Source organism: Flavobacterium fructosi, assembly GCF_042787335.1.
Lineage (GTDB): Bacteria > Bacteroidota > Bacteroidia > Flavobacteriales > Flavobacteriaceae > Flavobacterium > Flavobacterium fructosi.
The window spans coordinates 22,005-36,911 of record NZ_JBHZQA010000013.1 but is presented as its reverse complement, the minus strand read 5'-3'; the positions used below and the strand labels follow the sequence as shown (position 1 = coordinate 36,911).

At 33.5% G+C, this 14,907-nt stretch carries 13 protein-coding genes and 1 tRNA gene; all 14 read right to left on the bottom strand.

What is annotated here, in order from left to right; translation table 11 throughout:
- Positions 1-17 precede the first annotated feature (17 nt).
- Positions 18-1,265 carry a site-specific integrase gene (locus tag ACFX5D_RS15075; protein ID WP_379859033.1) on the bottom strand — a complete coding sequence of 416 codons (1,248 nt, stop codon included), beginning with the start codon at positions 1,263-1,265 and terminating at the stop codon, positions 18-20.
- 249 nt (positions 1,266-1,514) lie between these two features.
- Positions 1,515-1,599: transfer RNA gene (locus ACFX5D_RS15070), tRNA-Ser, on the bottom strand.
- Positions 1,600-1,765: 166 nt separating this feature from the next.
- Positions 1,766-2,899, bottom strand: a complete 1,134-nt coding sequence (gene ribB, locus ACFX5D_RS15065; protein ID WP_379859032.1) for a 3,4-dihydroxy-2-butanone-4-phosphate synthase — start codon at positions 2,897-2,899, stop codon at positions 1,766-1,768.
- A gap of 9 nt (positions 2,900-2,908) precedes the next feature.
- The gene (locus ACFX5D_RS15060) at positions 2,909-4,342 is read right to left on the bottom strand and encodes an LptF/LptG family permease (protein ID WP_379859031.1); all 1,434 of its coding nucleotides are present in this window, start codon (positions 4,340-4,342) and stop codon (positions 2,909-2,911) included.
- Positions 4,343-4,349: 7 nt separating this feature from the next.
- Positions 4,350-4,994 carry an outer membrane lipoprotein periplasmic chaperone LolA1 gene (gene lolA1 / locus ACFX5D_RS15055; protein ID WP_465254661.1) on the bottom strand — a complete coding sequence of 215 codons (645 nt, stop codon included), beginning with the start codon at positions 4,992-4,994 and terminating at the stop codon, positions 4,350-4,352.
- A gap of 49 nt (positions 4,995-5,043) precedes the next feature.
- Positions 5,044-7,491 carry a DNA translocase FtsK gene (locus ACFX5D_RS15050; RefSeq protein WP_379859029.1) on the bottom strand — a complete coding sequence of 816 codons (2,448 nt, stop codon included), beginning with the start codon at positions 7,489-7,491 and terminating at the stop codon, positions 5,044-5,046.
- An 18-nt stretch (positions 7,492-7,509) separates the two neighbouring features.
- Positions 7,510-7,884, bottom strand: coding sequence for a diacylglycerol kinase family protein (locus ACFX5D_RS15045; RefSeq protein WP_379859028.1), 375 nt, complete (start codon positions 7,882-7,884; stop codon positions 7,510-7,512).
- Between the two features lie 9 nt (positions 7,885-7,893).
- A complete protein-coding gene (gene tpx, locus ACFX5D_RS15040; protein WP_379859027.1) occupies positions 7,894-8,391 on the bottom strand; it encodes a thiol peroxidase in 498 nt (165 codons plus the stop codon).
- 225 nt (positions 8,392-8,616) lie between these two features.
- Positions 8,617-8,874, bottom strand: a complete 258-nt coding sequence (locus ACFX5D_RS15035) for a DUF6952 family protein (RefSeq protein WP_073211635.1) — start codon at positions 8,872-8,874, stop codon at positions 8,617-8,619.
- A 125-nt stretch (positions 8,875-8,999) separates the two neighbouring features.
- Complete coding sequence (locus ACFX5D_RS15030; RefSeq protein WP_379859026.1) at positions 9,000-9,308, bottom strand: thioredoxin family protein; 309 nt, start codon at positions 9,306-9,308, stop codon at positions 9,000-9,002.
- Between the two features lie 78 nt (positions 9,309-9,386).
- A complete protein-coding gene (locus tag ACFX5D_RS15025) occupies positions 9,387-10,025 on the bottom strand; it encodes a peroxiredoxin (RefSeq protein WP_379859025.1) in 639 nt (212 codons plus the stop codon).
- A gap of 126 nt (positions 10,026-10,151) precedes the next feature.
- Positions 10,152-11,762 (bottom strand): glycoside hydrolase family 3 protein, encoded by a 1,611-nt coding sequence (locus ACFX5D_RS15020; RefSeq protein ID WP_379859024.1) that lies wholly within the window; start codon positions 11,760-11,762, stop codon positions 10,152-10,154.
- Positions 11,763-11,920: 158 nt separating this feature from the next.
- A complete protein-coding gene (locus ACFX5D_RS15015; protein ID WP_379859023.1) occupies positions 11,921-13,198 on the bottom strand; it encodes an MFS transporter in 1,278 nt (425 codons plus the stop codon).
- 29 nt (positions 13,199-13,227) lie between these two features.
- The gene (locus tag ACFX5D_RS15010; protein ID WP_379859022.1) at positions 13,228-14,760 is read right to left on the bottom strand and encodes a glycoside hydrolase family 10-like protein; all 1,533 of its coding nucleotides are present in this window, start codon (positions 14,758-14,760) and stop codon (positions 13,228-13,230) included.
- Between the last annotated feature and the right edge of the window lie 147 nt (positions 14,761-14,907).

Genomic DNA, 14,907 nt, shown 5'->3' with positions numbered 1-14,907 from the left:
ATTAACAGCTCCTAAGCCTAATGAACACTTAACTTTTTCTCATTTAGTGCCTTGGAAGCGAATTTTGTTTTTAAAATCATCATATCCTCACTGATTTTTTTATCCAATATTTTGGCGTAGTGTTGCGTGGTTTTAAGGCTGGTGTGGCCTAACATTTTGCTGACCGTTTCCAAAGGAACTCCGTTAGAAAGTGTTATTGTCGTGGCAAAAGTGTGACGGGCAATATGGAAGGTCAAATCCTTTTTGATTCCACAAACATCAGCAATTTCCTTCAGATAGGCATTCATTTTTTGATTGCTTAAAATAGGGAGGAGGCGTTTCTCATTTTTGCAAACAGGATGCTCGGCATATTTGTCGATGATATCTTTTGCCGTTGGCAATAATGGAATTATAGAAGCTGTATCTGTTTTTTGCCTATTCTTGAAAATCCATTTATCGCCATCTATTCCCAAGGAAATATTGTCCAATGTTAATTGTTTTACGTCGATATATGCCAAGCCAGTAAAGCAGCTAAAAACGAATATGTCGCGAACGAGTTCCAATCGCTCGGAAACAAATTCTTTGTTCATCATTTGCTCTATTTCGGTCTCAGATAGGAACTCTCGAACTACTTCTTTGACTTTTGCTTTGTAATTGGCGAAAGGATCCTTGTTCAGCCATCCATTGGCCAAACACTGGTTGATGATTTTGTGGAAGTTCTTGATGTATTTTACAGCGGTGTTATTGGCGCATTTTCGTTCGCTGCGCAAATAGAATTCATATTCCATAATAAACGCATGATCAATTTTTTCGATATTGATGTCGGTAATGTTGTATTTCCAAGAAATAAAATCTTTGGTGTGTTTTAACGAAGTCTCATAGCGTTCCAATGTTCCAGCTGCATATTCCTGCCCAACCAGTTCTTTGATTTTGCGATTGTGTTCCAGGAAGATGGGGATCAACATTCGTTCCCGTTCTTTTTTCCCGGATAACTCATTCCTATAGGAGTCAAAGGTTATTGGGATGTCTTTTTTGATTAAATTTTTCTCCACATTTAAGATCTTTGATTTTAAATTGTCAAGATGTCCATTGATTGAACGAGCTTCTTCCGAAGTTCCTCTCATTTTAGACATTTCGGAGTTCCATTTGTCGGGGTCTACAAATTTGCCAGTGCTGTTGTCCAGTCGTCTGCCATTGACTGTAATTCTTTGAAAAATTGGAGCCAAACCTTGAGCATTGACTTTGGCTCTTTTTAAATAAAAAAGGATTGAAATTGTTGTGTCCATAATTGGTAACCTTTAAGTTAATAGAAATTTAGAAAAACTATCAACTCAAAACAAGATGTTCAATGAATGAACCTCTTATTTTAAAAGGGTTGACAAAGGTCGGGGCACAATGTTTTTGAAATTTTAAAGTGCACCGAATTGTACCCCTTTAGAATGAGAAACTATGAATAATTTGGATAGGCCGTAAATTAAAAAACCCTCTAAATCATAAGATTTAAAGGGTTTTAGTTGGTATTTTGAAATAACCAGCGGAGAAAGAGGGATTCGAACCCCCGGACCTGTTACAGTCAACAGTTTTCAAGACTGCCGCATTCGACCGCTCTGCCATTTCTCCAGTATGTCGCTTTCATTACCTGATTGCGAGTGCAAATATAAGAACCTTTTTTGGTTATGCAAATGTATTTTTAGAAAAAATGCATCTATTTTTATTGCTATTTTTTAAATCTTTCATTTACTTGACTTTAGAATAAAATTTTTTTAAAAAATAATTCAAAATGGGTTTAATATTTTACATACTCGGTTATTTCTAGTCCGTAACCTATCATTCCAACACGTTTGGTTCGCTCAGCATTCGATACTAATCTGATTTTTGAGATATCAATATCGTGTAATATTTGAGCTCCAATACCAAAATCTTTACTGTCGATAACAATTTTAGGTGCTTTCATTGTGCCTTCAGCCTGTAAATTCTTTAATTCAGAAATGCGGCTAAGAAGATTTACAGATTGCATATCCTGATTGATGAAAATAACAGCACCTTTTCCTTGCTCGTTAATCACTTTAAACATATCATCAAGTTGTTGGTCGGCATTATTTGTTAAGGTACCTAATAAATCATTATTGACCTGTGATGAATTTATTCGGGTTAAAATAGACTCTCCCAAATTCCAGGTTCCTTTTGTTAATGCAATATGTATTTGTTTGTTGGTTGTTTGTTGATAAGCTCTCAATCTGAAAGTGCCAAAACGGGTTTCTAAATCAAAATCCTCTTTTTTGACAATTAAACTATCATGTTGCATTCTGTACGCTACTAAATCTTCAATAGAAACTAATTTCAAATCAAATTTTTTAGCCACTTTTACTAATTGTGGTAAGCGAGCCATGGAACCATCTTCGTTCATGATTTCTACAATAACTCCTGCCGATTTAAAACCTGCTAATCGAGCAAAATCAATAGCAGCTTCAGTATGTCCTGTTCTTCGTAACACGCCTCCTTGTTTAGCGATAAGAGGAAAAATGTGTCCTGGTCGCGCTAAATCATGTGGTTTGGTTTTCAAATCTACCAGCGATAGAATAGTTTTTGCCCTGTCGGCTGCTGATATTCCTGTTGTAACTCCATTTCCTCTTAAGTCAACCGAAACCGTAAAAGCAGTTTCCATAGGATCCGTGTTATTACTAACCATAACATGCAAACCTAATTCTTTACAACGGCTTTCGGTCAATGGCGCACAAATTAATCCGCGCCCGTGTGTTGCCATGAAATTAATCATTTCAGGGGTTACTTTTTCGGCTGCAGCCAAAAAATCACCTTCGTTTTCTCGATCTTCATCATCAACAACTATAATAATTTTACCTTGTCGAATATCTTCAATGGCTTCTTCTATAGTATTGAGTTGTATTTTATTTGTAACCATGATTGGTATTTATTTTTGAGATGGAAATAGTTTTTTTACTAATTTTTGAAATGGAGCTAAAATAACATCCATATTTATTAATCCGATATCATTTGTAGCTCGATAGGACAAAAGAACGGCTAATGGTGTCAAAATAAAAGAAGACATCCATGCACCCATAAATGGAGACAAGCTATTTTCTTGAGAAATTCTTTTACCAAAAGTATTTATAAAATGAAAGGTGATGAATATCAAAACTGCAAAAATGATAGGAAGTCCTAATCCGCCTTTTCTGATAATGGCTCCTAATGGTGCTCCAATAAAAAACATTAAAAAACAGGCAAATGCAATTACGAACTTATCATAAAATGCCAAAATATGATTGTTTATATTTTTTTGCTTCAGTTTAAATTCAGTATTGCTGGCATCAATTGAATATTTTGTACTCGCTAAATTACTGATAGCTATGTCCAGTATTTTTAATTTCTGATCATTTGTATATAAGGATAATATATTATCCGGAAGTCTTTTATTTTTTTTGACTGGCTGTATCTCGTTGTCTTTTGGAATTCCAATTCGTTGATTTATGTTTTCAGAGAACGAAATAACATCAGCTTTGAAGGTTTTATGAAGCGAATCCAGCGTGTAGTTTAATTCGTTTACATTTAACATCGTGTTTGTATTAGCGATACTTTCATCATTAGTATCCGTTTTATTCAATTTTGATAAATCGATATTAATGATATACTTTTTGAAGGTGCTTTTTGCAAAAGGCATTTTGCTGCGATCTTCATATTTTTTTGGAGTAATGTCTTCATAATAGTACCCATTATTCAACACTAATTGTAGAATGCTGGATTTTTCATTGCTAATCAACAGGCCATCTTTGGCTTTAATTACCGTTTTGCTTCCATCCCCAAGATCAGATTTTTTATGAATAGTAATTCCAGTAAGCGTGTTGCCATTCTCCCCGGATTTTTTATTAACTTTAATATTATAAAAACCAACATCGCTAAATTGACCTTCTGTTATTGCAAGAGCAGGTTTAGCTTGTGCTATGTTTTTTCTGAAATTGATGAACTTATATTCAGCAAATGGAATTACATTATTGGAAAAGAAAAAAGCAATAATACTCAATAAGAGGATAAAAACAGTTAAGCTTTGCATCGCTCTTTTTAGCGAAACACCAGCGGATTTCATTGCTGCTAATTCATAATTCTCCGACAAATCTCCAAAAGTCATTATAGATGCCAATAAAACAGACAACGGTAATACTAACGGAATAATTCTTGGCATCGAAAAAGCTAAAAATTTGATAATCATTGGAAAATCCAAATCTTTACCGGCCAATTCAGAAATAAACAGCCAAATGGTTTGAAGTATAAATATGAAAAAAAGGATTACAAATACAGTAGTAAATGTAGTCAGAAATGTTTTTAATAAGTATTTATCAAGAATTTTCACCTAAGAATTAATCTAATTTATTGATGTAGTAATTTGGATATTTATTTTGGGTAAAGGTAAATTGATTTTTTGACAATGGTTGGTTCGTTTTGAAAGAATTAACCGTTAAAGTGGTTTTAGTACCTTTTTTACCCGTTTCAATCAAATTATAGATGTGTTTTGTTTGTACATCAATACCTAATAATACTTCTTTTCGTTGGTCTTTACCGCTAGTAGGAATAAGTTTGATGTATTGAATTTTTCTACCTTTTATATCTTGTAAAATATCCATCGAATATCTGTACCCAGTGTTGAAAAAAGTAAGCATTTTTGAAGGTGTGATAGCATTATCGTCTTTTTCATTTACTTTAGAAATGGTGATTTCTTCGTCTTCCGGTACAATTGTATAAGTTTTGTTTCCGTCAAAAATTTTAGTAATTCCCATAAAATTCAATACATATTGATTGCCCTTCATGGTTACATTTCCTTTACTGTCCTGATTGATGTTTTCTTTAGCATTGTTTAAAGAATATTTAAAATCAATTATTATGGAGTCGTAGCTTTTAACTTTAGCAGTAACCTGATCTAAAAGGTCTTTCGCTTTTTTATCTTGAGCTTGAGTCAAAAAGCTAAAAAAGAGTAAGGCTGTGATTAATACGTACTTTTTAGTCATGTTTTTTATATTGTTGTTTTTGAATTCTGAATCCGTTGATTTCATGGTATTAATTGTTTTGTTCATTGTTGAAAAATTGATCAAGAGAACTCATGTCTAGGATATTTACACTACGTGCTTTACTTCCTTCAAAAGGGCCCACGATTCCTGCAGCTTCGAGTTGATCGATTAATCTGCCTGCTCTGTTGTAGCCTAATTTTAGTTTTCTTTGTAACAATGAAGCCGATCCTTGTTGTGCATTTACAATTATTTCAGCGGCTTCTCTAAACAAAGTATCTCTGTCGGAGATATCCATATCAAGATTAATGCCACTTTCCTCCCCAACAAATTCTGGAAGTAAATATGCGGTTGCGTATGCTTTTTGAGAACCTATAAAATCTGTAATTTTTTCAACTTCGGGTGTGTCTATGAAGGCACATTGGACGCGAACTACATCATTGCCGTTAGTGTAAAGCATATCACCACGTCCTATTAATTGATCCGCTCCCTGAGTGTCAAGAATTGTTCTTGAATCAATTTTTGAGGTAACTCTAAAAGCAATTCTGGCTGGGAAGTTGGCTTTTATCAAACCTGTTATTACGTTTACCGACGGTCTTTGTGTGGCAATAATTAAGTGGATTCCAATGGCTCGTGCTAACTGCGCCAAACGGGCAATAGGAACTTCTACTTCTTTTCCGGCAGTCATGATTAAATCAGCAAACTCATCAACAACTAGAACGATATATGGTAAAAATCGGTGTCCGTTTTCAGGATTCAATTTTCGAGCTTTAAATTTGTCGTTGTATTCTTTAATGTTTCGTACCATCGCATCTTTCAACAAAGAATATCGATTATCCATTTCAACACAAAGGGAATTCAACGTATTGACCACTTTTGCGTTATCAGTAATAATCGCGTCGTCCATGTCTGGAAGTTTCGCTAAATAATGTCGTTCAATTTTATTAAAAAGTGTAAGCTCTACTTTTTTAGGATCGACCAACACAAACTTAACTTCCGCAGGATGTTTTTTGTACAAAAGCGAAGTCAGAACGGCATTTAATCCAACTGATTTTCCTTGACCAGTTGCGCCTGCCATTAATAAGTGAGGCATTTTGGCAAGGTCAACAACGAAAGTTTCATTTGAAATAGTTTTACCAAGAGCGATCGGTAATTCCATCTCGGCTTCTTGAAATTTGGCTGAGCCAATAACGCTTTTCATAGAAACCATAGTGGGATTTTTATTAGGAACTTCAATACCTATTGTTCCTTTTCCAGGTATAGGAGCGATGATGCGAATTCCTAATGCCGAAAGGGATAGTGCAATATCGTCTTCTAAACTTTTGATTTTTGAAATACGAATTCCTGCTTCCGGTACAATTTCATATAAAGTAACCGATGGACCAACGGTTGCTTTTATTTGAGCAATTTCTATTTTGTAATTGCGAAGTGTATCTACAATTCGGTTTTTATTTTCTTCTAATTCTTCTTGGTTTATAGTAATTCCTCCCGTTGAATATTCTTTTAATAAATCAATTGTAGGGAATTTATAATTGGACAAATCCAAAGTTGGATCAAATAATCCAAAATCAGCAACGAGTCTTGACGCTAGATTTTCTTCTATAATATCTTCGTCAGGAGCAGTTTCAATTACAAATTCCTCTTTGTGAGTTGAAATGGTTTCAGGAAATGGCGGGGGCGTGACCACCATATTTAATGGTTTTACAATAGGATCTAAATTAATTTCCGAAGAATTATTGATTGTTGGTTTTAATGCTTCTTTGTTAATTTCGAATTGTGAACCATTTGTTTTTAAATGTATTTCATCTAATTCCTCTTCAGCAACTGCAAATTCTTCTAAATTGTAAGCGTTTTTAGTACTGCTGATTGTATTAGTCGCTAATTCAGCTTTGATTTCTTTTTTAGTAGTATCAAAAAAGGACTGAATATTTTCAGGAGATATTTTTAGTTTAAAAATTACGTAAATAATTAATCCGAAAAATAAAATTAACAAAGTTCCAGTTTTTCCGATGTAGTCTTGCGAAAAGGAATTTAATTCATAACCAATAGTGCCTCCTAACTCCGGAACTGAAGTGGCGAAAAAACCAAATAAAACGGATAGGACAATAATTACGAATAAATCCCAGAACCAAATGTTTTTCAATTTTTTTAAAGGCAATCCAAGAACCATATATATTCCAGTCAGGAAAAACAAACGGACGAATATAAATGCAGCGAGACCAAAGCCTTTGTACACAATTAAATCAGCTAAAAAAGCACCGAATTTCCCCAACCAATTACGAACAATTTCAGATCTATCATTCAATTCCGCAACTGCGCTTTGATCTTGTTGCCCATAAATATAAAAGGAAACAAATGCGAGTAATAAAGCAACAGAAAATAATACCAAAAGGCAACCCAAAACTATTTTGTGCTGTTTGGTCAGTTGCAATGTCTTATTTATCTCCGTTTTAGAATTGTTTTTTTTGTCTAAAGGTTCTTTTTTTGTCGTTTTTGCCATTCTTGATTTTTATGATACCTAAAAGAATAGTGGTATATATATGATTAAACCGATTGCGATTGCGGTCAGTGCCGCAAAAAAAACTGCTCCTGCCGCAATATCTTTAATGAAACCAATTCTTTCGTGATAATTAGGATGAATGAAATCTGCAATTTTTTCTACAGCAGTATTTAGTCCTTCAATACTCATTACTAAACCAATTGCAAAAGTTTGAAAAAGCCATTCTGTTTTAGAAATACCAAAATAAAATCCAGCAATAGTCATCAATATTCCTAAGGAAAATTGGACCATTACACTGTGTTCTGTGGTAATTAATTTTACTGCTCCTTTAAAAGCATAAGTGACACTTTTTAATCTTCCGCTAACGAAAGTATTATCTTTTTGAAATTCCATCCGTAAATATTAAAGTACCGCTAAAGCAGCTTCATAATTAGGCTCATCTGCAATTTCAGGAACTTGCTCCGTATGCGTAATTATTCCATTTTCATCAACAACAATTATTGCTCTTGAATGCAATCCTGCCAGAGGTCCGTCAGTGATTTCCAACCCATTTGCTTTGCCAAAACTACCTTCTGGAAAATCAGATAAATTAACTACGTTATTAAGTCCTTCAGTACCACAAAATCGTTTTTGGGCAAAAGGTAAATCTCTGGAAATACATAATACATTTGTATTTTTTAGATTGCTGGCACTTTCGTTAAATTTTCTAACAGAAGCTGCGCAAGTTCCTGTATCGACACTTGGAAAAATATTAAGGACTAATTTTTTACCGGCAAAGTCTCCTAATGTTACAACTGAAAGATCAGTTTTAATTAATTTAAAATCAGATAGTTTTGTGCCAACTTGTGGCAATTCTCCTGTTGTATGTATTGGATTTCCGCCTAATGTTATTGCAGCCATAATAGATGTTTTTTAATGAGGTTCAAAAGTATGAAAATTATTTAAGATTTGGTCCTGAAAATTTGGGATAAAGTTTGCCGTCTTGGAACAAAAACAAACAGCAATAAATAACGGTCTCGTTTATTGGAGTCCAATAAAAAAAACGTACTCATTACCGAGTACGTTTTCTAATATTTTAATTACTGAGTCCCTAGAATGCTATTTTTAATAGTTTGCGCGGGATAATTATTTGTCTATTGAACCTAGAACGCGTTTCATAAAAGTATTCAAAGCTTCTTTTTTATCCGTTCCGTTTTTTACAAGTTTGTTAACTTCCAATGCGCCATACATATTAGAAATCAATTCACCTATTACATCTAATTCCTCGTCTTTCAATGAAGAAATTTCAGTCATTGCTTCCAGGACTTCAATCGCTTCTATCACATAATCTTGATCATTATCTTCTATAAACTGTGTTAAATGCTTGATTACGGGTAATTTCATAATTTGTTTGTTTAAAGTTTAATGTTCAAAAAGTTTAAGGTTTCAAGATTGTCGTTGAAAATTTAGTAATAAAGTATAATAATTGACTTTATTATCAAGTCTTTCAGCTTTAAACTAAAAAAAAATTAAACGATTTCGTTCACTAATTCAATTAGCACTTCTTGTTTGTTGGTTTGTGTTTCGTTTACTAATTTTCCGTTTACGAAAGTAGCAAAGGTTGGTAAATTACTTACATTAGCTAACTTTCTCGATTCTGGAGAATTTTCTGCATCTACAAAAGCAAATGTAATTGTTTCGTTTTCTGAAGCCAATTTTTTGAATTTTGGTTTCATGATACGACAATTTCCACACCATGAGGCCGAAAACTGAACTACAACTTTTTCGTCTTTTGAAATTAAGTCTGCTAATGTATCTTCGTTTAATTCGATTAACATAGTTTTTATTTTTTAAAATTCAATAACAAAATTTAATGGCAATTTTAAAATATTGAAATTGCTATTGCTATTGTTTTATTAGTTTAGTGTTAAGTATTCTGCAGTACTGATTCTGTCAGCGCTCATCGCTTCTTTTCCAGCTTCCCAGTTTGCAGGACAAACTTCTCCTTTTTCCTGAATGTGTGTGTAAGCATCAACCATACGTAAATACTCATTTACATTACGGCCTAAAGGCATATCATTTACACTTTCGTGGAAGATTTTCCCTGTTTCGTCGAGAAGGTAAGTAGCTCTGTATGTTACATTAGATCCTTCAATAATGATAGAATCTGTTTCTTCGCTATAACCCGTTTCTTCAATATCAAGAATTCCTAAAATGTTAGATAAATTTCTGTTAGTATCAGCAAGGATTGGATACGTAACTCCTTCGATTCCACCATTGTTTTTAGGCGTGTTTAACCATGCAAAGTGTACTTCATTAGTGTCGCATGACGCACCTATAACAATTGTATTTCTTTTTTCGAATTCAGGTAAAGCGGCTTGAAAAGCATGCAATTCAGTTGGACAAACGAATGTAAAATCTTTAGGGTACCAAAATAAAAGTACTTTTTTGTTGTTTTTTGTAGCTTCTTCGAAAATATTGATTTTTAAATTATCACCCATTTCTGAAATAGCATCAACTGCAATACTTGGGAATTTTTTTCCTACTAATGACATGTTTTTTATTTTAAGTTATTTTTTTTTTTGATCGTGCAAAAGTAACTTAAAGAATAGGTTTATTGTATCAATTTTTAGTATAAATAAATTTTTCTTATTGAATAGATCTATAATGCTGATACTATATTAAATATAGTTTAAAAGTACCGGTAAAGTGCCTTTACATTCTCTATTTTCTAATAGTTGTAACGCCGCTACTTCTTGAAATTCTTCGAAATCCTGATACATTTGAACGATTCCTGAGGTGTATTCTAAATTAGGTATAACTTGCAAGGCATATGGATTTCCAAAAACGTATAGAACACACTTTTTTGAAATAAATAAGTTGCCTAAAAATTGAAGGACACTGTCTTCGATTTCAAAATTATTTAAGGGCTTAGCTTTTGGAACAAACAAGGAAATAATAATAGTGTCATATTCGCTTATGCTTCTACCTAATTCCTTTATTGCTACATCTGTACCATTTTCATAAGCGAATTCTGGACTAGACAATAGGATATTCAACGCTTTAAAAAAAGTATTATCGGCGCTTTTATAGAGACTCAATTTAGCAAGTTTGCCGCTATTTTTTGCATCGAAAATAGATTGCGTATTGTTATTGTCCTTTATTTTTGTAATACAGTTTTGAGCTATTTTTTGGTTTAAAATAGATGTGGTTTCAAAATCAAAATTGCTTTCGGAAAGAGTTGTCAAAGAAACTTTCGAATCCAAAATTCCTGCTTTTTGTTTGCTTTGCATTAAACGGTTAAAGCTTGCGTCTATGCGTGCTGGAGTTGCATTTTTAAGGATTTCCTGAATTCCTTCGGGGACGTTTTCAGCAAAACATAATACATCATTTCCGGCGTTAAAAGCTTCCCATTCCAATTGTCCTTTTTTGTCATATAAACTCGAAACACTGCGCATATTCAACGCATCCGAAATTACTAAACTATCGTATCCCAACTGCTTACGCAAAAGTGTTTCAATCACAGATTTTGATAGCGTTGCTGAAGTATTTTTGCCATTATTCAACAAAGGAACAGCCAAATGCCCAATCATAATCGAATCTACATTGTTTTCGATTCCTTTAATAAAAGGATACAATTCATTTTCAAGTAATTGTTGTAAATTTTCTTCTAAAACAGGTAATCCCAAATGCGAATCGACATTTGTATTGCCGTGTCCAGGAAAATGTTTCAAACAACCTAATATGCCTGCGTCTGACATTCCTCTTAAGTATTCAAGGGCAAAATCGGCCACTTTTTCTTTATTCTCACCAAAAGAGCGATATCCGATTACGGGATTATTAGGGTTGTTATTTAGATCAGCCAATGGAGCTAAATTATAATGAATTCCAACCGATCTTAAGTCTAAACCAATTTGTTTTCCTACCTCGTAAACCAAATGTTTTTCACTGTACGGCAACGCTCCAAGTGTAATCGCATAGGGATATTGCGGTGTTTTTTCAACACGCATAGCTAATCCCCATTCTGCATCAATACTCATTAATAATGGGGTGGAAGCACACTTTTGATATCGAACAATAAGTTCTTTTAACTTTTGGCAGCTATCGTCGTTTAGAATTACTTTTTTCTTGCTTTCATAATTAGTGGCAGCACTGGCTCTACTATGAAAAAAGGTCAATCCACCAATATTATAATCACGGATTAATCGTTCGGTTTCCTGAATGTTTTCTTCAGTGTCATTTATAAAAACGGCTGGGAAGAAAAATTGTCCTATTTTTTGTTCTAACGTCATTTTGAGATGAATATGATAATAATTTTAAACAGATAGGTCATGTAAGTTAAAATATATAGAATAAATAGTTACTTAAAAAGGGTTGTAGAAAAAAACAGTTGTTTTAGTAGAGGTCTTACTTAAATAAACTTCTATGACTTATATGTTTTTAAAAAAAACTAGTTTGTTTTTTCTTGTTCGGATTTCTTTCCAAAATCATCCGGAAAGATTAGGAATCGGGAAAGTATTAATCCGGGAATTGTTGCTAAAAACACCCAAATAAAGAAATTTGCGTAGCCTAAATATTCCTGAATGAATCCGCTCAACATTCCCGGAAGCATCATTCCCAAAGCCATAAATCCAGTTGCGATAGAGTAATGGGACGTTTTAGATTCACCATCGGCAACATAAATTAAATACATCATAAAGGCAGCAAAACCAAAACCATATCCAAATTGTTCCGCAATTACTGTCGCATAAACGTAAAAAATAGATTCAGGATGAAAATGGGAAAGTAAAATAAAACCAATAATAGGTAAATGCATGGCTAAAAACATAGGTAACATCCATTTGCGAAGTCCTCCTTTTGAAATTGCAATTCCGCCAAGAATTCCTCCAATTACCAGTGCCGCAACTCCAAATGTTCCATAAATTATACCCACATCTTCCGTCGTTAATCCCATACCACCTTTAATTTTTTCATCGATTAAAAAAGGGGTTAGCATTTTTAGTAATTGGGATTCCCCCAATCTGAAAAGTAATATGAAAGCTAATACAAGCCCAATTTGTTTTTTTTGAAAAAAGGTTTTAAAAACAACTGCGAAACTCTGATTGTTTTCCCTTTCAGTTGTAATTTTAGTTTCTTCTACTTTTGGAGTAGTAAAAAAGTTATAGATGGTTAAAAAAACCATAAGCAAAGCCACAATTATCATGGTGTAGGACCATGCTTTACTTTTGTCTCCGTATTTATGTTCCAAAAAACCACCTAGAATCACGATTAAGCCATTGGCGGTAAGCATGGAAAGTCTATAAAAAGTACTTCGAATTCCTAGGAAAAAAGATTGTTGTTCTTTGGCTAAAGCCAACATATAAAAGCCATCGCTAGCCACATCATTTGATGCAGATGCAAATGCCGCTACCCAAAATATTGCCAGACTCAGCACGAAAAAATTACTCATAGGAATGGTTAATCCTACAATCAAAAAGGCAATGGCAATCAGTAATTGCATGGCCAGAAACCATTTCCTTTTGGTTGCATATAAATCTATAAATGGGCTCCATAATGGTTTAAGAACCCAAGGCAAGTATAATAAACTCGTGTAAACTCCGATGTCTTCATTGCTGATACCTAAACTTTTGTACATAATCACCGATACGGAGATGATGATGGCATACGGAAATCCAGATGCAAAATTTAATAACGGAATCCAAAACCAAGGGCTGCTGTCTTTTCTCATTTAAGATGGGGTACTTTTCAATTCAGATTTTATAGTGTAAAGTTTACAAGTGTTGGTTCGCTTTCATTACCATAAAAATCAATGAATGTAATGGCGCAGGTTGTGTTTTTGTCCAATTTATTAATAGGAATCACAATTGCAACGGTATCAATATTCTCTTTAAATGCTATTTTATCAATAATTTGACTTGGATCATTCACATCAATTTTCGAATTAAATTTGGCGCCATAAACCATTACGTAACGCACTTTACTGTACAAAGGATATTTGACACTAAAGCTTGAAGAAATTGGGGTGATAAGAATATTATTTGCTGTAGGGACGATAGCCATCTTTTTTACCGAATTTGGGACCACATTAGGTAGCGCAGGATATCTATATTGGTTCTCCAGCAATAATTTAGTGACATTTTGATTTTTGTTCAAAAAAGATTTGGCACTAAAAAAAGCATTTCCCTGCACATTTTTATAGGTTCGTGTAATGTTAATCTGATCTGGAATTTCATTAGGATTGCTCCATTTTTTGTCCGAATCGGTATTTATTTTATAGGTACCGTTTCCAATGTAAATTGCCGTATTTTTTGAGTTTTCTGACCACCAACGCAATAGTTTTGAATAAGAAGCTTTAGGATGGTCAATGCTCCAATACAATTGAGGAACTAGATAATCAATCCATTTATTGTCCATCCACGCGATTGGATCGGCATACAAATCATCATAATTAGTTTGACCAGCCTGTGTTTCAGAACCTTTTGGATCTACAGATTTGTTTCTCCAGACGCCAAATGGACTGATGCCAAATTGTACCCAGGGTTTTATTTTTTTTATGGAAATTGAAATGTTTTTCACCAAATTATTTACATTGTTTCGTCTAAAATTTTCGATACTTAGCCCATTTCCATATTTTTGGTAGGAGTCAATGTCATTAAAAACTTCGCCTTTTATTCTGTAGGGATAAAAATAATCATCAAAATGAATGGCATCAATATCATAATTTTTAACCACTTCGTCAACTACTGCTGTCAAGCGATCGCTAACTTCAGGAAGAGCCGGATTGTAATAATATTTATCACCGTATTTAATCATCCATTCCGGATGCTTGAAATAATCATGTTGTGGACTTAAAATAGCGGTGTTTAAATCCATTGTGGCACGATACGGATTTAACCAAGCGTGAAATTCAAAACCTCTGGAGTGAGATTCTGCAATCATCCAGGCTAATGGGTCAAAATAAGGTTTTGGCGCATTTCCTTCTTTACCGGTTAAAAATCGGGACCAAGGAGCATATTGTGAAGGATAAAAAGCATCTCCAACACTTCGAATCTGAACAATTACAGCATTATAATTTAATTTTTTATAGGTGTCTAATATTTCTATAAAATCAGCTTTTTGCTTTGCGACATTATCGATACTGCTTTTAGGCCAGTCAATATTGACAACGGTAGCAATCCAAACCGCTCTAAATTCATTTTTAGGATTTGTAACCTGCATTTGTGCTTTTACATTCAAGACCGAAAGTAAAAAAAACAAAATTAATAATCCTATATGCTTGTAATTCTTCATTATTGTTGTGTTTATTAAGTATTCAAAAATAGTTTTTTTAGTGAAATTAGCCCGTTAAAATCCAGATAAAATTTGACTTATTTTAGTGCTGCAATTTCTTTGCCATTTTTTTTGAATTTTCATTTATATGAAATACACTATTCATAA